Source organism: Bradyrhizobium ivorense, assembly GCF_900696085.1.
GTDB lineage: Bacteria > Pseudomonadota > Alphaproteobacteria > Rhizobiales > Xanthobacteraceae > Bradyrhizobium > Bradyrhizobium ivorense.
In genome coordinates this window covers 443,505-462,644 of the sequence record NZ_CAADFC020000016.1, presented here as the reverse complement: position 1 = coordinate 462,644, position 19,140 = coordinate 443,505, and the positions used below count along the sequence as shown (strand labels likewise).

Annotated in this window: 17 protein-coding genes and 2 pseudogenes; 14 read left to right on the top strand and 5 right to left on the bottom strand. The window is 62.7% G+C overall.

Features of this window, described 5'->3' with window-relative positions; translation table 11 throughout:
• Nucleotides 1-77 precede the first annotated feature (77 nt).
• From CI41S_RS22025 to CI41S_RS22000, 6 genes are all read left to right on the top strand, one after another.
• Nucleotides 78-293: a hypothetical protein gene (locus CI41S_RS22025; RefSeq protein ID WP_139861555.1), complete on the top strand. Its 216-nt coding sequence runs from the start codon at nucleotides 78-80 to the stop codon at nucleotides 291-293.
• Entirely contained in the window at nucleotides 260-2,440 is a 2,181-nt protein-coding gene (locus CI41S_RS22020) for a PQQ-dependent sugar dehydrogenase (RefSeq protein ID WP_244626630.1), read from the top strand. Before CI41S_RS22025 ends, CI41S_RS22020 begins: the two co-directional genes overlap by 34 nt.
• Nucleotides 2,397-3,335, top strand: coding sequence for an SMP-30/gluconolactonase/LRE family protein (locus CI41S_RS22015; RefSeq protein ID WP_172628131.1), 939 nt, complete (start codon nucleotides 2,397-2,399; stop codon nucleotides 3,333-3,335). Before CI41S_RS22020 ends, CI41S_RS22015 begins: the two co-directional genes overlap by 44 nt.
• A gap of 576 nt (nucleotides 3,336-3,911) precedes the next feature.
• Nucleotides 3,912-4,961, top strand: a complete 1,050-nt coding sequence (locus CI41S_RS22010; RefSeq protein ID WP_139861553.1) for a S1/P1 nuclease — start codon at nucleotides 3,912-3,914, stop codon at nucleotides 4,959-4,961.
• A 555-nt stretch (nucleotides 4,962-5,516) separates the two neighbouring features.
• Nucleotides 5,517-6,518 carry an ornithine cyclodeaminase family protein gene (locus CI41S_RS22005; RefSeq protein ID WP_139861552.1) on the top strand — a complete coding sequence of 334 codons (1,002 nt, stop codon included), beginning with the start codon at nucleotides 5,517-5,519 and terminating at the stop codon, nucleotides 6,516-6,518.
• Between the two features lie 23 nt (nucleotides 6,519-6,541).
• Nucleotides 6,542-7,354 (top strand): phosphate/phosphite/phosphonate ABC transporter substrate-binding protein, encoded by an 813-nt coding sequence (locus tag CI41S_RS22000; RefSeq protein ID WP_139861551.1) that lies wholly within the window; start codon nucleotides 6,542-6,544, stop codon nucleotides 7,352-7,354.
• Here the strand turns inward: CI41S_RS22000 and CI41S_RS21995 are convergent.
• Nucleotides 7,336-7,921 (bottom strand): annotated as a pseudogene (locus CI41S_RS21995) (HutD/Ves family protein). The gene CI41S_RS22000 and the pseudogene CI41S_RS21995 sit on opposite strands and share 19 nt — an antisense overlap.
• 9 nt (nucleotides 7,922-7,930) lie before the next feature.
• A pseudogene (locus tag CI41S_RS44510) lies at nucleotides 7,931-8,071 on the bottom strand (hypothetical protein); the annotation flags it as partial.
• Nucleotides 8,072-8,333: 262 nt separating this feature from the next.
• Here CI41S_RS44510 and CI41S_RS21985 point away from each other — a divergent pair.
• The gene (locus CI41S_RS21985) at nucleotides 8,334-8,564 is read left to right on the top strand and encodes a hypothetical protein (RefSeq protein WP_139861550.1); all 231 of its coding nucleotides are present in this window, start codon (nucleotides 8,334-8,336) and stop codon (nucleotides 8,562-8,564) included.
• A gap of 141 nt (nucleotides 8,565-8,705) precedes the next feature.
• Nucleotides 8,706-9,449 carry a histidine utilization transcriptional repressor HutC gene (gene hutC / locus CI41S_RS21980; RefSeq protein WP_139861545.1) on the top strand — a complete coding sequence of 248 codons (744 nt, stop codon included), beginning with the start codon at nucleotides 8,706-8,708 and terminating at the stop codon, nucleotides 9,447-9,449.
• A 104-nt stretch (nucleotides 9,450-9,553) separates the two neighbouring features.
• Here hutC and CI41S_RS21975 read toward each other — a convergent pair whose 3' ends face one another.
• The 3 genes from CI41S_RS21975 to CI41S_RS21965 are packed head-to-tail and all read right to left on the bottom strand — an operon-like array spanning nucleotide 9,554 to nucleotide 12,264.
• The gene (locus CI41S_RS21975; RefSeq protein ID WP_139861544.1) at nucleotides 9,554-10,597 is read right to left on the bottom strand and encodes an ABC transporter substrate-binding protein; all 1,044 of its coding nucleotides are present in this window, start codon (nucleotides 10,595-10,597) and stop codon (nucleotides 9,554-9,556) included.
• An 18-nt stretch (nucleotides 10,598-10,615) separates the two neighbouring features.
• Nucleotides 10,616-11,458 carry an ABC transporter permease gene (locus CI41S_RS21970; protein ID WP_139861543.1) on the bottom strand — a complete coding sequence of 281 codons (843 nt, stop codon included), beginning with the start codon at nucleotides 11,456-11,458 and terminating at the stop codon, nucleotides 10,616-10,618.
• Between the two features lie 14 nt (nucleotides 11,459-11,472).
• Nucleotides 11,473-12,264 carry an ABC transporter ATP-binding protein gene (locus tag CI41S_RS21965; protein WP_172628130.1) on the bottom strand — a complete coding sequence of 264 codons (792 nt, stop codon included), beginning with the start codon at nucleotides 12,262-12,264 and terminating at the stop codon, nucleotides 11,473-11,475.
• Nucleotides 12,265-13,586: 1,322 nt separating this feature from the next.
• On the opposite strand from CI41S_RS21965, the gene CI41S_RS21950 reads away from it, so the two are divergent.
• From CI41S_RS21950 to CI41S_RS21925, 6 genes are all read left to right on the top strand, one after another.
• Nucleotides 13,587-14,462, top strand: a complete 876-nt coding sequence (locus tag CI41S_RS21950) for an AraC family transcriptional regulator (RefSeq protein WP_139861539.1) — start codon at nucleotides 13,587-13,589, stop codon at nucleotides 14,460-14,462.
• A gap of 143 nt (nucleotides 14,463-14,605) precedes the next feature.
• Entirely contained in the window at nucleotides 14,606-15,802 is a 1,197-nt protein-coding gene (locus tag CI41S_RS21945) for an ABC transporter substrate-binding protein (protein ID WP_244626629.1), read from the top strand.
• A 26-nt stretch (nucleotides 15,803-15,828) separates the two neighbouring features.
• Nucleotides 15,829-16,707 (top strand): branched-chain amino acid ABC transporter permease, encoded by an 879-nt coding sequence (locus CI41S_RS21940; RefSeq protein ID WP_139861538.1) that lies wholly within the window; start codon nucleotides 15,829-15,831, stop codon nucleotides 16,705-16,707.
• Complete coding sequence (locus tag CI41S_RS21935) at nucleotides 16,704-17,702, top strand: branched-chain amino acid ABC transporter permease (protein ID WP_139861537.1); 999 nt, start codon at nucleotides 16,704-16,706, stop codon at nucleotides 17,700-17,702. The genes CI41S_RS21940 and CI41S_RS21935 overlap by 4 nt, the downstream gene beginning before the upstream one ends.
• Complete coding sequence (locus CI41S_RS21930; protein WP_139861536.1) at nucleotides 17,699-18,448, top strand: ABC transporter ATP-binding protein; 750 nt, start codon at nucleotides 17,699-17,701, stop codon at nucleotides 18,446-18,448. Before CI41S_RS21935 ends, CI41S_RS21930 begins: the two co-directional genes overlap by 4 nt.
• Nucleotides 18,435-19,136: an ABC transporter ATP-binding protein gene (locus CI41S_RS21925; RefSeq protein WP_139861535.1), complete on the top strand. Its 702-nt coding sequence runs from the start codon at nucleotides 18,435-18,437 to the stop codon at nucleotides 19,134-19,136. Before CI41S_RS21930 ends, CI41S_RS21925 begins: the two co-directional genes overlap by 14 nt.
• Nucleotides 19,137-19,140: the final 4 nt, after the last annotated feature.

Sequence of the window (19,140 nt, the reverse complement as noted above, 5' to 3'; positions counted from 1 at the left end):
GGAAAATGCGAAAAAGAGCTGGACCGGACACCCAACTCACCTTTATAAGCGTCGGGTAACGCAGCAGGGGTGCTGTCATGGCGAATGAGCCGGTCAGGTCTTCAGATATTGTTGAAATCGCTCGTAGAAGCGGTGATTTTCGAAAGCACTATGGCGTCGTGCTCGGTGCGGTTCTTTATCTCAGTTCAATCAGCGCGGCGCGGCCGCGGTCGATCTGGTGGAGCGGCATCGTTACCGCTTTGATCGGGGCGTTCGTCGTGTGGTTCAAGAGCAGGTGGCTCGGTGGCCAATGAATCAGAGCCGGTGCTCTATGGGATTCAAAGGCGGACTAGGCGGTCACGATGCCGGTGCTAAAGGTCGCACGCAAAATCTGCAAAACTACGCGGGCAAACTAGGCAGATTGGGCATTGCGTGGCTTCTTTCCACGATCGCTGCGGGGTTGTTCGCACCAGCGGCCTCTTCAGAGCCCGATAAGAAGAGCGGCTACGCGATCGGCTCTCATCGATGCGGGACGGGCTCGTTGTCGTTTCCCGCCCTTCAGATCGACATGAAGCAGGGATTTTGCGCCGGCCTCGTCGCCAGCGAGGACCATGACCTCCGCTTCCCGCGCTCGATTGTCCAGATTCCAGGCCATGAGCTCTTCGTCGTTGCGGACATGGGCGGTTGGGGGCACGGCGACGGCCGGCTCTTGCTACTTGATCCGCTTGCCGCGGAAGGGAAGAGAGTGAGCGAGTTGGTCGCCGGGTTCGAATACCCGTTCGGCCTTGCGGTCGGTCCGGACGGGAAGGTTTACGCATCGACGGCCGAGACGATCTTTCGTTTCGACCCCCTTGCGGCCAATCCGAAGAGCACGATCGAGACCATCATCCATAACCTTCCGGGCCGCCGGCTCACCTTGTCGGATGGCACCAAGGTCACCGAAAGCAGCCACCCGCTCAAGCATTTTGTATTCGATCGGCTGGGCCGGATATTCGTCAATATCGGCTCGCACAGCGACGACTGCATTACGCGGCCGCCGATCACCAAACCCTGCGCGGCCGGAGAGGGGCCATCGCCCTTGGCATCGATCTGGATGTTCACGCCGCCGGCGGGCGGCATATTTCCAGCCCTCAAGCCAAGTGATCCGAATCCGCCGCGCATCGTCTATGCACGTGGCCTGCGCAATTCGATGGCGCTCGCCATTCACCCGCGCTTTCCCGATGAGGGCTACGCTTTTCTGCAGGGCGAGAACGGCCGGGACCTGCAGGACATCTTCAAGCCCAACGAGGAGATCAACGCCGTCGAGCAAGGCAAGCATTATGGCTGGCCGTATTGCTACGATCTCTCGACGTCCAGTCCCGAGTTCAGGGCGGTATTGCAATCGGGGCCCTACAAGAACCTCTGCAACGGGGCGGCGAGCTACAGGCAGCCGCACTCGCTGCTACCGCCCCACGGCGCGCCGCTCGCCATGCTGTACTACCATGGCAGCAAATTCCCCGAGCTTGAGGGCAAGCTCCTGGTCGGGCTCCACGGCTATCGCCCGACCGGCAACCGCGTCCTGATCTACGATGTCGACGACCACGGATTTCCGAAGCTGAGCCCGCCACCGGTGCGCTACCGCGTCAGCTGTGCTTCCGAGCCGACACGCGCATTTCAGACCGACACGGGTGAGATGAAGGCCGCGCCGTACGAGGAACTGATATCCGGCTGGCACCGCGTCAATGGCGCGCGGCCACGCGGCGCACCCGTGGGCATGACCGTGGCCGAGGATGGCGCGATCTGGCTCGTCGAAGACAACAACAAGACCGTGATCCGCATCGATCGCGCCGCGGGTGAGCCGCCGGCGCCGCTGCCCTGCGATATGCGCAGTCAGGCCCAGATCGACGAGCTGGTGCGGTTCGTCAGGCAGGACGTCCAGAAGCGCGGCTATCTCAGCTCGGTTCGTGCCAATCTCGTCGAGAAGCACTGCCTTGGATGCCACTCGGATTTTGGTCTGAAGGCCGGGCAGAATGATGCCGAGAAGGACGAGGCCGTGCTGCGCTTCATGCTGGCGCAGGATGGCTGGATCTATCCCGGAGATCCGGACTCCGGAAAGCTGCGGGTCCGCCTGCGCGGGATCGGGGCCGAGAAATTGATGCCGCCCGCCGGCGAAAACCTGCCGAAGACGGAGACCGGCTACGCGAAGGTGCTCAACTTCGCCGATTATCTCGTCGGCAAGATGGTCCCGGGAACGCGGATGCGGATCAAGGCCGGTCCACCCCAGCGGAAATTCATAAGCAAATCCAACAAGGAGTGCGGCGAAATTCCGACGACAAAGGTCGTGGTGGTGACACAAAGAAACGTCAGCGATAAGCCCGGCTTCAGCCGCTTCTACCGGCCAGCCGATCCTTTCCTGAATGGCGAGTGCACCGACGCAGATGGCTATTACATCCAGAGCAATTTTCTGGTGCCTTTGCTGTGAGATCCTGATCGTCGCGGGCGGGGCCGCCGCGGCTCAGCCAGCCCTGTTCGAGAGCAGGCAGGTGACGCCGGCCGGCGAATACACCTTCGGCATCGAGGGCCCCGCTGTAGATCTCGACGGCAATCTGTTTGTCGTCAATATCGGCAGGGCCGGCACAATCGGCAGACTCTCCCAGGGCGCCTCGCAGTCGGAGAAATTCCTCGACCTGCCGGAGGGAAGCGTGGGCAACGCGATCCGCTTCAGCCCCGACGGGACGATGTTTGTCGCCGACTACAAGAAGCACAACATCTTCCTGGTCGCCAAAGGCGCCTCCGATGCTGCGGTCTGGTTTCACTCCGACCAGATGAACCAGCCGAATGACATGACAATCGCGCGTGACGGCACGATCTATGCCAGCGATCCGAATTGGAAAGGCCGCAGCGGACGTATCTGGCGGATTGCGCGCGGAGCTGATGGAGCGGTGCAGGGCGAGGTGATGACGGCTCCGCGCGCGATGGGCACCACGAACGGGATCGATCTGAGCCCGGATGGGCGTCGGCTTTATGTCAGCGAGTCCAACAGCGGACAGGTCTGGTCCTACTCTCTCCACGGCAACGACCTGACCGATGCCAGGTTGATCCGGACGTTCGAGCCGGACACCGTCGATGGTGTCCGCACCGACGTCAGCGGAAGGCTGTTCGTCGCTCGCATCCTCAAGGGAGCGATCGCGGTGCTCGATCCGAACGGCAGCCTTCAGCGGGAGATCGTGCTCAGAGGCAAGGAGCCAACCAACCTGGCATTCGGCGGCAGCGACGGCCAGACGGTGTTTGTCACCCAGCGACAGGGCGGCTTCATCGAATCCTTCCGGACCGACCGGGAAGGGCGCGAGCACTGCCTGCAGAGAGGCAATTGCTAGGCCGGCGGGTCCCGTGTCTCCCCATCAGCCAAAGGTCCTAACGAGGTCGACTTCGGGTTGGACTCATCGGGGGCATTGATCCAGCGGCTTCGCCTTATGCTTCCGCGAGCGCGTAAGCCGTAAGACTACGGTGTTCTGCCCAAGGGCAAATTGAGACCGACGACTCCCCCGCACTTGCGTAATAGTGGGGGGCGGAGGAATGAATGAGATCGATGTTGTTAAAGGAATTGCAGGCTCTAAGACTTCTGCGGGCATTCGCGAAAATTGAAGATCCCAACAATCGAAACGCGGTCCTTGAATTTGTCGAGGCCGTCGCGAAGTCCGAACGGGGGAAGCGAAACGAGCCGTGAGCTTGGCGACGACCGGTACACGCCTGTCGTTCGCCAGCTGTAACATAGCTCGGCTCGCTGTTCAGCTCAGCATTTTGAGTAAGCCCACGGTTCCAGCGCAGGGTTCAGTCGGGACAAATGCGGTCTTCGCGACCTGATCGAGAGGTGGGGCCACTACCCAGCGCGAATAGATTGACATCATCTACCTGAGCGTGTCTTATCCGGCAGCAGCCGAAAGGGCCTCGCCATGCGGAAATTTCTCGCCACGCTGCCGGTGCTGTTTTTTCTCCTGACGGCGCAGCAGGCAAAAGCCTGGAATGCCGAGGGCCATCAGATTGTAGGTGCGATCGCCGACGCCATGCTGTCCGCGAACGCCAAGGCGAAGGTCGCGGCGATCCTGGGCGTTGATCTGCGCACCGCAGCTCCCTGGCTCGACTGCGTGAAGAGCGTCCATCGGCTCGACGACGGCACCTTCAAATATGTGGTGGAGGAAGCCTTTGAAGCTCCTTGCACGCCGTTCAAGGATGCCAGGGACCTGATGGAAGCCTATGTCGGGCGTAATTTCGTCCAGTGTAGCTACACGGTTCACCGCAAGGAGAACGGTCACGAGTTCGACGAGGAAATGGGATGTCACAACACCTACCATTTCGATGACGTCGCCATTCAGCGTGACCGTTTCGACCGCAACTTCCAGGGCACCAACGACCACGACATTGTCGCGGCGATCAACGCGGCGATCGCGGTCCTGCTCGATCGTCCGTCGCCGCCTCCCTTCAAGGTCGCCACGAAGGCAGAAGCGATCTTTCTTCTCGCTCACCTGATCGGCGACCTGCATCAGCCGTTGCATGTCGGGTCCGTCTATCTCGACATGCAGGGGCAGTTGGTCGATCCTGACATCACCCACACCATCGATCCGGCCACCGAGACGATCGGCGGCAACGCTATCCTCGACAACAATAAGAATTTCCACTCGGCGTGGGATGCACCGCCGACGAATTTCCATGTCGCGCAGGCCTCCGATCTGCTGCCAGCCGCGCAGCAGGTCGCCAGGGACAACGATCGGATCGAGAACTGGTCGTTTGCCTGGGCGAGCGACACCATCAAGCTTGCGCCGCGCGCCTTTGCCGGCGCAACCTTTGCGAGGGTGCAGCCGAGCACCGCTCATCCGAAGGGCGGCTGGTCGATCACGTTTCCCGATCACGCCGCTTATGCAGATGCCCGCGACAAGATCAAGCGTGAGCAACTGGCGAAGGCAGGGGCTCGGCTTGCAAATCTGCTGAACGCGATCTGGCCGTAACGATCAGTCGCGCTTCACGGGCGCGGTGAGGCGTTCGTGAAGCGGCGCACGCTCACTAATCTGTCAGGGTTTATCCCGTGCGCATGCCGCTGTTTGCCGCTGCGGGCTCTCGTAAACCGAGCCGCCCGGCGTCTCGGCCATCCGGGTTCGATCCCTCGCGCAGCATCATGTGTCGTTCGCCGGAGGCACTCGCTCGCGGGCCCCGTCGGCATTGCATGCCCGCGTTGCCATCGCCGTCCCCCGCTCGGGTGCCTTTATCCGGACTCGCGACTGCGGTCGCCTCGGGGCCCGCGGTCCTCGCTATCTGACCCGCTGCAGAAGATTTCCGCGGCCTCAAGATCGACAGCGAGGCCCTGCGGCTCGCACCGGCGACGGCGACCTATGGATCGCCGGGCTCAAGTGATGAAAAAATACCGCCCATCGGGCGGTGGATTCCGGGCGCCGCCGGCATCGTTCCCGCTGACGATGTCACCGGAGCTGTCCGTCCCAATCCTGGGCGATTGACACCGACTTGTCCGAAGGTAATGTATAGACATATTATCGAGGGACCTTGGTATGCCGCCCATCTACATCGCCTATCTCAATCGCCTCGACATCGAAGAGCTAGAGATCACCGACCAGGAAATCCTCGCGGCGATCGAGACCAGCCTGGCTGCCCAGGGCAGGGGTGACACTGTGATCGAGCCGCGCATGCATCTCGAGCCGGGCGCGGCCAATGGCCATTTCAACGTGCTGCGCGGGGCGATCAAGCCTCCGATCGACCGGGCCGGTGTCAAGATCGTCGGCGACTTCGTCGACAACTACAAGCTCGGCCTGCATTCCGAGCTTGGCATTCTCGCGCTGTTCGATCCGCGCACCGGTGCACCCCAGGCAATCATGGATGCGAGCGGCATAACCGACATGCGCACCGGCGCGGTCACTGCGATCGGCGCCAAATATCTCGCGCGCAAGAACTCGAAGATCCTCGGTCATATCGGCGCCCGCGGCACCGCCTACTGGAACGTGCGGCTGCTCGATCATCTGTTCGATTTCGAGGAAATTCGCGTTCACTCGCGCCGCGCGGAAAGCCGCAACAGCTTTGCGGAGCGGTTGAGCCGCGATCTCGGCAAGAAAGTCGTCGCGACAGAGGACTGGAAAGGCTGCGTCGAGGGCGCCGACATTGTCGTCGAGGCGTCGCGCCTCGACAGGCCGACGCCGATGCTGAAGACCGAATGGATCAAACAGGGCGCCTTCGTCGTGCCTTACGGCACGATGAGCGCGATCGAGTTGTCGCTGACCGACATCATGGCAAAGCTGGTCGTCGACGATTGGGGACAATGCAAGGGCGGCAAGTTCGGCAGCCTTCGCGCCCATGTCGAGGCCGGCAAGCTGTCCGAGACGACGCTGCACGCCGAGCTTGGCCAGATCGTCGCCGGCCTCAAGCCGGGGCGGGAAACCGATTCCGAGACGAATTTGCTGTGGCATCGCGGACTGTCGCTCTCCGACATTGCGCTGGGTCATGCAATGCTGGAGAAGGCCGAGCGGATCGGCGTCGGCCAACGCCTGCGCTTTGCCTGATCCTGCCGTGGAGGCATTCGAACATGCGCTTTGTTGCCAATGCGCGAATGTACTCGGTCAATTCACCGGCAGCCGCAGCCTGGAAAGAGCTGTTCGGCTGGCTGGCGCGCGAGACCGGCGTCGAGCTTGACGTCATCGCCCACGCTTTTCCGCTGCCACTGTCCGATTTGTGGTCGCGCAACGATCTCGCCTGCGCCTTCATGTGCGGATATCCGTTCATGCTGGCGGCGCGCCGGCCACGGCCGGTCGCAGCTCCTGTTCCGGCCGGGGCGCCGGCGCGCGGACGTCCGTTCTACGCGACGCGGCTGCTGGTTCGCGCGGATTCGAGGTTCGATACGATCGAGGACACGTTCGGTGGCCGGATCGGATACACGGTCGCGGATTCCCATTCCGGCTACAACGCGCTGCGGCACCATCTGCTGCCGTATTACCAGCAGCGCGGTGCAAGGCTCTATCGGCAGAGCGTCGGACCGCTGACGACCCCGCGCCGTGTCCTCGATGCGTTGCAGGCGGGCGACATCGATGTCGGGCCGCTCGACAGTTACGCGCTGGACCTGATGCTGCGCCACGAGGCTGATCTCTCGCCGAAGATCAGGATCGTCGCGACGACCAATCCTGCGCCGATCCCGTTCCTGGTGGCGGCGGCCGAATGTCCCGATGGCGTTGTGGTCCGATTGCGGGAGGCGCTCGCAACGTTCGGTGAAGCGCAGGCCTGCGCCGATTTGCGGGACCGGCTTTGTCTCGACGGCTTCGCCCCGGTCAAGATCGACGACTATCAATTGATGCTGCGCTGGGACGCCGCGGCGCGCGCGGCTGGCTACGCCGAGCCGGGCTGACGGCGGGTTTCGCGCAGCAGCACAAGATAGCACGCGCTCGCCGGAGCCGGCACGATCAGGCAGGGAGCGTCGGCCGCGGATGTCAGGATGGCGGCATCGCCGCGCATCAGCGTCACCGTTCCTTGCCGCGCGACCAGGCTGACCTCGTCGCAAGGCGCGACGATCGCAGCGATGTCATGATCGCCGAAGTCGCAATTCGTGGAGGTGCTCACGCGCTGCAGGCGGTGGTCGAACCGGCCGCGCCGTGTCATCGCGTTGAGATCGACGATCGGACCGGCCAGCAGGCTCGCCGAGGTCGGCGTGTCGCCCGCAAACCGGACCGGCTCCGAGGTGCTATCGAGCACGACCTCCGGACAATCGCCGATCGTCAACGCTAGTCCGCGGCCGGCCGCGATGGCAAGGCTCCGGTCGATGCCGGCGAACTCGGAGAACGGGCCGTCGGCGGCAACCCGGGCCATCGAAATCGTCGAGCGAGGCATTGGCGGGCTCGACCGCGATCTCGGTGGTTTCGCCGCCGCCATTCTTCCAGGGCGTCGGACGATAATCGGCGGCGCGGATGATCCTCATGGCGTCCTCAGCCAGGCTTGGGAGGTCGAGATTGTTGGACCTCGCACAATCGATCGCGGTCTCATAGCCAGCCTCGGCATGGCGCATCACGCCGCTCGTCGGATTGTTCCAAAGCACGCGGGCGACACGCTGCGCCGCGTCCGTCGTGCCGCCGAGACCCTCGGACCCGCAGAAAGCATGGCAGGCCGGCACTGATGCCAGCTCGATCAGCGACTGTCGTGATATTGAAGGTCCAATACTTCTCCGTCGGCCGCCTTGGCAGCGAGCCTTTGGCTTGGCAGAAAGCCTATATTTGTCTATACATATTACACCGAGGCGGAGGCTGTCCAGGCCGCCGACAAGGGAGAGCGGATTGTCCGAGCTGCATTTCGAGCAGGCCCCGCTTCCAAGCGGATGGTCGCGCGATGTGAGCGTGTCGATCGTCGGCGACGGCATCTTCGATGCGCCGAGCTATTGCGGAAGCGGAGGCCGATTTGGCGTCGGGTCCGATTCCAACGTGCTGATCGGCGTGGCCGACGAACTGCGCCAGCTGGAATTTTCGCAGCGCCTGGCGCTGCGCGCGCAATATCATGGCGACGCCACAAACCGCGTCGACCGATGGCACGATGGCGCTGGCCGGCCGGTCCGGCGACGACGTCCTTGATGGCTGGATATTCCGCTGCGCGCGCCCGGTGGTGGACTGCGTCTGGACATCAGGCCGCAAGGTTGTGACAAAGGGCAGGCATGACGGGGGAGAGTCGATCGCGGCTGTCTTCCGCCGGCGACTTCAGGGCTTACTGACAGAATGACAACACTATCGAAACGGAAAGGGTCGGCAGGCGGCACTCTCCATCAACGCATCCGCAACGACATCGAGCGGCGCATTCTGTCTGGCGAATGGCCACCCGGCTACCGTCTGCCATTCGAGCACGAACTGATGGACACCTATTCGTGCGCGCGGATGACCGCAAACAAGGTGCTTTCGGCGCTGGCAGCCTCCGGCCTGGTCGAGCGCCGGCGCCGCGCCGGCAGCTTCGTCGCACGCCCGAAAGTGCATTCCGCGGTGCTGCAGATTCCGGACCTCAAGGCGGAGGTCGAGAATCGCGGCGAGCAATACGACTACGAACTGCTCGAACGGCAGCAGCGTGGCGCAACGCGCGACGACAGGGGGCGGCTCGAGGTTCACCTCCGCGAACCCATCATCGCGCTGCGCTGCCGTCACGACGCCGCGGGCCAGCCGTTCGCACTGGAGGACCGGCTGCTCAATCTCAAGGCGGTGCCGGATGCCGCCACGCAGGATTTTTCGCAGGTACCGCCAAGCACCTGGCTGGTCGACCATGTGCCGTGGACCGAAGCCGAGCATCGCATCTCGGCGCGCAATGCCGACGCGGCGGTTGCCGCCGAACTCTCCATCGAAATCGGGGCAGCCTGCCTTGTCATCGAGCGATGGACCTGGCGCAGCGGCGAGCCGATTACCGCGGTGCGCTTCACGCATCCCGCCGATCTCTACGACCTCGTCGCGCGATTCACGCCGAGCGGTCAGGCTTAAAGCGCGATGAGATTAGGCTGAATCATCGCGCTTTAGCTCTTTGTTTGAGCATGATCTTTTCGAAAAACCGCTTCGCACTTTTCCGGATCATGCTCTAGGCTTGCTCATTGCTTCGCCTTGGCGGCATCGACGTAGCGGTTGGTCCACAGATCGTTCTCGGATGCCTTGGCATCGAATTCCTTGCCGAAACTGGTGCCGACTTCCTTGGCGAAAGTCAGCGCGTTCTGCATGCTCTGGACGTCGATGCTGCCGCCACCGGCGACGCCGCTGCTCATGACTTTCACCGCGGCCGCAATCGCCTGCGGATCCGCCTTGGGGAAAAATTGCTTGTGGATTGCCTCGGCGGTTTCGTCGGTTTTGCTGACCGTCGTGGCGCTAGCCAGCTGGAGGGCCTTGGCTGTCCTGGTGATGAGGTCGGCGGTTGCGGGGCTGATCGGCTTCTTGGCGACGAGCACGAGATAGGGCTGATTGGCGAGCAGCGGAAAGTCGTCGCCGAGCGATATCAGCACGATGCCGGTGCCCGCCTTCTCGGCCAAGAAGCCTTCCGGCGGCGACAGCAGGAAGGCGTCGATCCGCTTCGCTTCCATCGCGGCCTGGATGGCGGTCGGATTGCCGACCTGTGCGACCTTGAGATCGGCCTTTGGATCGAGCCCGCCCTTGCCGGCGAGCCAGCGCGCCGCAATCTCTTGCACGCCGGCAAGCGCGGTGGCGCCGACCAGGCCGCCTTTGATCGCCGCAATCCGCTTCTCGAGCGGATCAGCCGGCTTCACCCCGGTGCGTTCCGCAAGCGGCTTCGAGACGGTGAGCTGAAGCGTGACCTTCGACATCAGCGAGTAGACGATCTCGAATGGCTGGCCCTTCGCCACGGCACGCAGGGTCGCGTCGGGGCCGACCGCGGCAAGCTCGATATCGCCGGCATCGAGCGCCGCAAGTGCCGAAGCGTCGCCGCCGGGCAGGGCAACCACGGTGGCGCTCAGCCCTTGCGACTTGAAGGTATCCAGCGCACGCGCCGACCAGATCGGCAGGAAACTCAAGGTCGGTGCGCCGAGCCCGATCCGCACCGCCTGTTGCGCCGTCGCCGAATCAGGCAACAGCGCCAATGCAGCGCCGACGACGGCCAGCCTCGCCAGGTTCATGGTCTTGCGCATGATGGTCTCCGGTCTTCTTCAGATGTCGGCGGGGCCGGCACCCGACAGCGCGCGCCAGCGTAGCAGCCTGCGCTCCAGGCGCCCTGCGAGAACGTTGGCGACGGTGACGAATGCAAGCAGGATCACGATGCCCGCGAAGACGCCGGCCGGATCATAGGTCGACGACGCCTCGTGGATGAACAGGCCAAGCCCCTGCGCCGACGAGGTGAACTCGCCGACGATCACGCCGATCACGCTGTAGGGGATCGCAAGCCGCATGCCGAGCATCACATACGGCGCCGCGGCCGGAAGGAATACGTGGCTGGTGAGTTGACGCTGGTTCGCGCCCATAATCAGCGTGAGGTTGACGAGCTCACGGTCGACGCTGCGCACGCCCGCAAACACGTTATAGAAGACGAGGAAGAACACCATGATCGCGGCGAGCGCGATCTTCGATCCCATCCCGATGCCGAACCAGATGATGAACAGCGGCGCCAGCGCAATCTTGGGGATGCCATAGAACGCCATCACATAGGGTTCGAAGATTCGCGCAAGCCGCGGCGACCGGCCGAGCGCATAGCCGCCGATGACCCCGCCGGCCACGCCGATGATGTAACCGAACACGAGCTCCTGGCCGGTCGTCCACAGATGAGGATAAATCTCGCCGGATGCAAACAGCTCGTACAGCCGTTGGGCGACCGCCGTCGGCTTGCTGACATAGATCTCCTTGATCAGACGGCCGGATGCCCATTGCCAGAACAGCAGCAGCACAATCCCCGGCAGCAGTTTCAGCAACCATTGCAGCGGTTTTGCTGCGCTCGCAGCGAGGCTTCGGCGCGCGGTGGGGTTGCCGGAAGGGGCGTCATACGCCGTGTCGGTCATCGGCTTGCCCTCCGTCAATGAACCCGTCCGGTATCGATCTGCGAGCGGAACTCGGTCCAGACCGCGTCGTAGGCGGCCTCGAAGCCTGGATTGCGGAACGGCTCGAACATGTTGCGCGGCCGCGGCAGATCGATCGGGATATTGGCGAGCAGCCGCGACGGCCGCTGGCTCAGCACCACGACATGGTCGGCCAGCAACACGGCCTCGGTGATGTCGTGGGTCACGAAAATCACGGTCGCACCAGCCTCCATCGAGAGGCTCTGCAGATCGCTCTGCATCACCATGCGCGTCTGCGCGTCGAGTGCTCCGAACGGCTCGTCCATCAGAATGATATCCGGGCGATAGACCAGTGTGCGCGCGATTGAGCCGCGCTTCTGCATGCCGCCCGAGAGTTGGCTAGGGAAATGTTGCTCGAAGCCCTTGAGCCCGACCGAATTGAGGGCGCTGGCGACGCGCTGGCGCCGTTCGCCGGCTGCGACGCCGCGGAGCAGCAGCGGCAGTTCGACGTTCTCGGCAAGGGTCTTCCAGGGAAACAGCTGGGCCTGCTGCGGCACGAAGCCGACTTCAGTGTTGATCGACCCGATCTTGCGACCGCGGTGATGCACCGCACCGCGGGTCGGGATCAAGAGGCCGGCGGCCATCTGCAACAGCGTGCTCTTGCCGCAGCCGCTCGGACCGATCACGGCGACAAATTTGCCGTGGTCTACGTCGAAACTGATGCCGTCGAGCACGCGGACCTTGTTCCGCTGCCCCGGTGACGGAAAGTCCTGTCCGATCCCGTCGAAGACGAGTGCCCGGTCATGCATGCCGACGATCCTCATTCGAACATGTCTATACATAATTGAAGCCGTCCGAATGGGCAAGCCAGGATCGATGCCGAGATTTTGGTCGCGCGTGCCCGGAGCCGCGGCAGGAAAGTCGCCGCGGGTGGCGGCGATCTGCGGCGTTCACTGCATCTGGTTTTTCCTATCGGTGGCTTTGGCCGATCCGGATCGGTCGCGCCGGTAGCCTTCCACTAACGTTGCGGGCGGCGAGACACAGAGCAATGAAGAAGAGAGACACATGGCCCACTGCGTTTTCACAGGAACGATTGTTCTTCCGGACCGGATGACCGAGGACGGTTATGTTCTAGTCGGAGACGGCAAGGTGCAAGCCGTTGGAGCCGGCGCGGCACTGCATGAGAGAGGCACGGCGGCTCGGGCTTTCTGGTGCTGCCCGGTGCGATTGACGCCCAAGCGCCGCAGCCAGCTTGGGCAGCAGGATTTCGTGTGGTCGACGCGGAGCGCCGACGGCGGCGGCGTGCTCGGATGATGCGAACGCCCATCCCTCATCGATGAAGGCGGACAATCTGGTCATTGGCTGAAGTGCCGCTAGCCTGGTTTGGGCGACTCACGCTACCAAATCGCTCTCGATTGCCTTCACTGCACGACGGGGACGATATGGTTGCAGCCACTCCTAAATCGCCAGCTACGGGTTACGGGCTTGAAGTGGATGGTCGGCTGAAGGTCGAATTTGCAACGGAGGCCGGTGCCAGGGCAGGCGGAGAAGAGCTCAAGAAGCGTTTTCCGAGGCTCCAGGTTAGAATCTATGACGCGGAGACCAAGGCTCGGGAAGAAATCCGAATTCCCTGAATTCGCGTCTTCTCGGACTTTGTCCGCGCGCGTGCGGCTTTCGCCGCAGCAGGCTCTCGTGAACCGAGCCGCGCGGCGTCTCCATCCGGCTTCGATACCTCGCGCAGCATCATGTGTCGCTCGCCGGAGGCACTCGCTCGCGGGCCCCGCCGGCATTGCATGCCGGCGTCGCTATCGCTGTCCCGCGCTCGGGTGCCTTGTTAACCGGTCTCGCGACTGCAGTCGCCTCGGTGCCCGCGGGCATTGCATGCCCGCGTCGCTATCACTGCTCTCTCGCCGGTTGCCTTCTTTCTCGCCTCCGCAGGGCTTCGGCCCGAGACTCCGGGATCGCAGCATTGTCGCACGCGCCAAACCCGATCGTTTGGTGCTGAAATGGGTGAGCGACGGGTGTGGCTGCCGATAAATCACTGGATTGGTGAGTGATTTTGTGCATTCTATATTGGAACTGACGTCGCTATAGCGATCCCAAAGAAGGACGTGTCGAAAGGGAGGAAGGCATGACCGCGCTTCATGCGCCCAATTCATTCGTGCGGATGGTCGGGGGCGATCTCGTTTCGTCGAAGATCACCAACACCGATGCCATGCGGATCGAGGTTCTGCGTCGGGTGTCCCGGCCGAAGATGGAGTGGCACTTCCGGCAGCCCGAGGTCACGCTGTTCTGGTTTCGACGTGGTGCCGAAAATCTCCAAGGCATGATTGACGGCTGCAATGCCGCCCATCGTTTCAGCGGAAGAGCCAATCTCGCGCTGTTTCCAGCGGGTATGGAGATCCAAGGTCAATGGAGTGTCGGCCCGTCGCTTGACTACGTCGTCGTGTTTCTCGATCCGGCGTTCGTGTATGACCGCCTCAAGACCAACATCGATCGTCCGCTGGTGGGCTTTGCCCACGAACAGTTGACGAGGGGCCTGGAAGAGCTCCGCCGGGAGGCGTTGGCGCCGGACAATGTGTTTGAGCTCTTTGCGGAGGGATGGGGTGCCCAAGCCTTGGCCCATTTGGCGCGCATCACTGAGATCGCCGGCGCGGAAAAGATCGTATCGCGTGGCGGCCTCAGCGCGCGGGTTCTGGCGCAACTGGATGAGTATATCAGGGCCCGCCTGGCGGAGCCCATTTCGCTGGACGATTTGAGTGGCGTTGCCGGACTGAGCAGGCGCCACTTCCTGCGAGCTTTTCAGGAAAGCACGGGGACGACGCCCCACCGTCACGTGCTCAATCTGCGCATAGAAGACGCCAAACAGCGGCTGACCGGCTCGGACGAAGACCTTACGAGCATTGCCTGTGCATCCGGTTTCAGCCATTCGCAGCACTTTTCTACCAGCTTCCGACACGCAACCGGAATGACCCCGTCGGCGTTTCGCCGTAGCCGTCTGTCCTGACGCACCATGTCGCTTTGCGGCGCTTTTTGGCAAATGCCGGCCCTCTGACGGAAGTATTGCATCACGTGTCCTTGTAGAGCTCGGGCGTGGCAGCCCATCCGCGAAGGCGGGCGCCGCGGGAGATGAGCTGAGGGAGGACGCGGATGAAGCGTACAGGCATTTTGGCGGCTGCAATGCTGTTTGCCGCGGGCGCTGCGTCGCAGGTCGCGCTCGCCGAGGATCTGCCTCCTCTGAAGATTGGCCTCATGCTTCCGTACAAGGGGGTCTACGCGGTTCCGAGCGAAGGGATCGATCGAGGCTTCCAGGTCGCTCTCGCCGAATACGGAAACAGCGTCGGAGGTCGGCGCGTCGAAGTCGTCCGGGCCGATGACGAATTGACACCGAACGTGGGCGTTCAGCAGTTCAATCGCCTGGTTCAGCTCGAGAAGGTCGACCTGGTCGCGGGTGTGGTCAGCTCGAGCGTCGGCATCGCGGTTTCGGGATTGGCAGATAAGGCGGCAACGCCGTTGGTTCTCGTGAACACTTTCGCGGACGAGATCACAGCCAAATTCTGTAGCCCTTACGTGGCCCGCACCTCGTTCAGCGCCAACGGGTTTCAGTACAACTCGGGCAAATACTGGGCGACCCACGGCATCCGTACCGCCGTTATCATGGGACCCGACTACTCCGCGGGACACTCTTTCCTGGATGCGTTCAAGCGCGGTTTCCAGGAGGCCGGCGGCAAGATCGTTCAGGAAATCTGGACGCCGTTCCAGAAAACCAAGGATTGGGGCGCCGCGCTGACCCAGGCGAGCAATTCGGGCGCGCAAATCATCTACTCATTCTACGCCGGTGCTGAAGCCGTCCAACTGGTCAAGCAACATGCCGACTTCGGCTTGCGCGAGAAGCTCCCGCTGGTGGGCGACCACTGGATATACGACCAGCTTAACTGGTCGGCTCTTGGCGATCTGATCGTCGGGCCGGAATTCATCACGACCTACCTGCCGACCGCCAAGACCGAGGCGAACGAAAGGTTCGTCGCGAGATACCGCGAGATGTTCAGGCAGGATCCGGAAGTCAACGCCGAACTCGGCTACGACAACGGAAAAGCCATCATGCTCACCCTGGAGAAGCTGGGCGGCAGGATCCCGGCGGACAAATCGCAGTTCATCGCGACCATGCGAGGTCTTGTCTTCGACTCGCCGCGGGGAAAGGTCCGTTTCAATGCGAGCAATAGCGCGCTGCTCGAGAAAGTCTACGTGGTGAAGATCAAGAAGGATCCGGCAGGCAATCTCCTGCCGACCTATGTGGACGAGTTTGCCGGCGCCGAGGATTTGCCGGGATGCACGAAGTCCTTCTGAACCGGATTCAGTGAAAGCGCAGTCAGATGCAGGTTTTCCTCACGCAGGTACTGAACGGTCTACAACTCAGCATGCTGGTGTACCTTCTTGCCGCAGGCCTCACCTTGATTTTCGGTTTGATGAACATCCTGAATCTCGCGCACGGCGCGTTTTTCACGCTGGGGGCCTATTGCGGTGTTGCCGTTGCGAGTGCCACCGGCTCGTTCTGGCTCGCGTTGCTGCTGGGGCCGCTGTTGCCGCTGGTGCTGGGTGCCGTGCTGCAGTCGATGCTGCTGCAGCCGCTGGCCGAACGTGGCCGATCCACCCATCTTGATCTCGCGCTACTCACGTTCGGCCTGCTGTTCGCGACGGCCGGAGCCGTCGAATGGTTGTTCGGATCCGCTTTTCTGGCCGTACCGACGCCGCCAGCGCTGGCGGGCCACGTCAGCCTGCTTGGCATATCCTACCCGGTCTACCGGCTGTTCATTATCGGCGTCGGTCTTTCGGTCGCCGCCGGCTTGACCTTCGTCTTCGACCGGACGCTGCTCGGGGCGACGCTGCGCGCTGGCGTCGACGACCGCGCGATGGTGACGGCGCTGGGCGTGAACATCAACGCGCTGTTTGCGGCGGTGTTCGGCCTCGGCGCCGCGCTGGCTGGCCTGGCGGGCGTCATCGCAGCGCCGCTCACGAGCGTCTATTCGCAAATGGGCATCACCATCGTCGTCGAGACGTTTGTCGTGGTGGTGGTTGGCGGACTGGGCAATCTCAGAGGCTCCTTCTATGCGTCGCTGATTGTCGGGATGACGAATGCGATGTCGCAGGCATACCTGCCCGAGGTCGAGATGTTCGCGATCTATGCCCTTCTGATCGGCGTCATGATCGTCCGCCCGCAGGGCATGTTCCGCAACGTAGAGCGCGTCGCATGAGCGAGGAGGTCACGATTGCTCGAACGACGGCGCGGGACGATATTTCTCCCGCAGCTCAGGTCCGCCGTGCCACGTTTGTGCTGGTTGGGTCCGCCGTTCTGGGGGCGCTGGCGCTTCCCTGGCTGTCGACCTCCTACGCCACAACGCTGGCGATCGAGATCATGATCGCAGCAATATTTGCTTCAGGAATAAACCTGCTCGTCGGCACCACCGGGCTCGTCTCGCTGGGGCAGGGAATGTTCCTGGGTCTCGGCGGCTACGGCATAGGAATCGGGACGACGGTGTTGGGGCTGCCGCTGTGGCTGTCGGTGCCTGCGACGTTGGTCCTGGTTGCGACACTGGCAGCCGCAATCGGCGCCGTCTGCACGCGGACCCGCGGTGTCGAGTTCCTGCTCATTACGCTCGCGTTTTCGCAGATGTTCTACGGTGCCGCGATCAAGCTCCGGTTGACCAACGGTTCGGACGGCATGTCGGGCATCCCACGGCCCGATCTCGGCTTGCTCGGCCTGAACGCCGATAGTCCGGTGGTCTTCTACTATTACATCCTCCTGGTCACCATGCTCGCCGTCGCAGCCGTGTGGCGGATCGCCGAGTCGCCGTTTGGCAGTGTGCTGGCCGCCATCCGCGAAAGCGAAAGACGCGCGGCAGCCATGGGTTACGCGGTGAGCAGCTACAAGGTCGGCGCGTTCGTCGTTGCGGCTGTCACCTGTGCCGTCGCCGGCATCCTGCAGTCTCAATATACCTACTTCATCAATCCGGATTCGATGAGCTGGCAATTGAGCGGCGAGGGGGTCCTGATGGTCATCATCGGCAGCACGACGGCCGTGGCTGGTCCGCTGGTCGGCGCGGCCGTCTTCGTCCTCGCGAAGCAGGGGCTCAGTGTCCTTACCACCGAGTACATGCTGTTCTTCGGCATTTTCTTCATGCTGGTGGTCGCGTTTTTTCGCAACGGCGTGGTTGAGGCATTCAAATCGGCCTTTCGGAGCAAGCCATGAGCACGCTCGAGGTCAGAAGTCTGCACAAGGCGTTTGGCGGGCTCGATGTCATCTCGAACCTCAACCTGACGGTGCCGCCCGGGCAGCGGCGCGCGGTGATCGGGCCGAACGGCGCGGGAAAAACCACCTTCCTCAACTTGATCACGGGTTGGCTGACGCCGACCAGTGGCGCAGTGCTGATTGACGGACAGGCCGTCGCAACCCATCCGGAAGAGGTGACTCACGCCGGTATTGCGCGCTCGTTCCAGCGCAACTTGTTGCTGGAAGATCTGACGGTCGTGGAGAATCTCAGGGTCGCCTGCCAGGCTTTTCATCCGTGCCGCCGCGTCTTCTGGCGCTCGAAGCGGGAATTCGGCGATCTGTTCGAGCAGGCCCGGCAGGCTGCGGAATGGATGCACCTGACCGACATTCTCGAGGTGCCGGTTACGCATCTGTCATACGGCCAGAAACGGCAGCTGGAAGTGGCGCTGGCGCTGTGCGCGAAGCCGAAGATTCTCCTGATGGACGAACCCGCGGCCGGAACTTCGCCCCAGGAACGCGCCCGGCTGATCGATCTCATCAACAGACTGCCAAAGGATCTGACGATTCTGCTGGTCGAGCACGACATGGATGTCGTGTTCGCGACCTGCGACATCATCACCGTGCTCAGCTATGGCAAGGTTCTGGCCACAGGAACGCGTCGCGATATTCAGGAGGATCCGGCAGTCATCGAGGCTTACCTGGGGCGCCGTCATGCTAGAGGTTGAAGACCTCCACGCCTATTACGGCGACAGTCATGTGGTTCAGGGCGTGTCGCTCACCGTCGGCTCGCGGGAATGTGTGGCGCTTCTGGGCCGCAATGGGGCCGGCAAAAGCACGACCCTGAAGGCCATCGTCGGCCTCGTTCCGTCGCGCAAGGGCAAGGTGGTGTTTGGGGATCGCCGGATCGAGCGGTTGCCGACCTATCGGGTTGCGCGGACGGGCATCGCTTATGTCCCGGAAGATCGCGGCATCTTTCCGTCGGTAACCGTTGATGAACACCTCGGCATTGCGGTGAAAGCGTCGCGCGGTCGCCGGTCGAGAAAGACCGCGGACTATGTCTACGGCCTCTTTCCGCGGCTCGCGGAGCGCCGCAGCAGTCTCGGCGGCCAGTTGTCTGGCGGCGAGCAACAGATGCTGGCGATCGGACGCGCACTTCTTTGCGGTCCCGACCTTCTCATCCTGGATGAGCCGAGCGAAGGGCTGGCGCCGGTGATCGTCGACCATCTGGCTGATGTCCTTGAACTGATCAGGGACGAGGGCACGCCCATTCTGCTGGTCGAGCAGAACTATCAGCTCGCGCTGCGGCTCGCGCAGCGGGCCTATGTGCTCAGCCAGGGATGCGTCCAATTTGCCGGAACGATGTCTGCGCTGGATTCCGATGAGGCGATGCGCCGCACGTATCTGAGCATCTGACAAT

Coding starts and splice junctions, on each gene's coding strand:
- CI41S_RS22025 (WP_139861555.1), top strand. CDS start 78: ATGGCGAATGAGCCGGTCAGGTCTTCAGATATTGTTGAAATCGCTCGT.
- CI41S_RS22015 (WP_172628131.1), top strand. CDS start 2,397: ATGGCTATTACATCCAGAGCAATTTTCTGGTGCCTTTGCTGTGAGATC.
- CI41S_RS22010 (WP_139861553.1), top strand. CDS start 3,912: ATGCGGAAATTTCTCGCCACGCTGCCGGTGCTGTTTTTTCTCCTGACG.
- CI41S_RS22005 (WP_139861552.1), top strand. CDS start 5,517: ATGCCGCCCATCTACATCGCCTATCTCAATCGCCTCGACATCGAAGAG.
- CI41S_RS22000 (WP_139861551.1), top strand. CDS start 6,542: ATGCGCTTTGTTGCCAATGCGCGAATGTACTCGGTCAATTCACCGGCA.
- hutC (WP_139861545.1), top strand. CDS start 8,706: ATGACAACACTATCGAAACGGAAAGGGTCGGCAGGCGGCACTCTCCAT.
- CI41S_RS21975 (WP_139861544.1), bottom strand. CDS start 10,597: ATGCGCAAGACCATGAACCTGGCGAGGCTGGCCGTCGTCGGCGCTGCA.
- CI41S_RS21970 (WP_139861543.1), bottom strand. CDS start 11,458: ATGACCGACACGGCGTATGACGCCCCTTCCGGCAACCCCACCGCGCGC.
- CI41S_RS21965 (WP_172628130.1), bottom strand. CDS start 12,264: ATGCATGACCGGGCACTCGTCTTCGACGGGATCGGACAGGACTTTCCG.
- CI41S_RS21950 (WP_139861539.1), top strand. CDS start 13,587: ATGACCGCGCTTCATGCGCCCAATTCATTCGTGCGGATGGTCGGGGGC.
- CI41S_RS21945 (WP_244626629.1), top strand. CDS start 14,606: ATGAAGCGTACAGGCATTTTGGCGGCTGCAATGCTGTTTGCCGCGGGC.
- CI41S_RS21940 (WP_139861538.1), top strand. CDS start 15,829: ATGCAGGTTTTCCTCACGCAGGTACTGAACGGTCTACAACTCAGCATG.
- CI41S_RS21935 (WP_139861537.1), top strand. CDS start 16,704: ATGAGCGAGGAGGTCACGATTGCTCGAACGACGGCGCGGGACGATATT.
- CI41S_RS21930 (WP_139861536.1), top strand. CDS start 17,699: ATGAGCACGCTCGAGGTCAGAAGTCTGCACAAGGCGTTTGGCGGGCTC.
- CI41S_RS21925 (WP_139861535.1), top strand. CDS start 18,435: ATGCTAGAGGTTGAAGACCTCCACGCCTATTACGGCGACAGTCATGTG.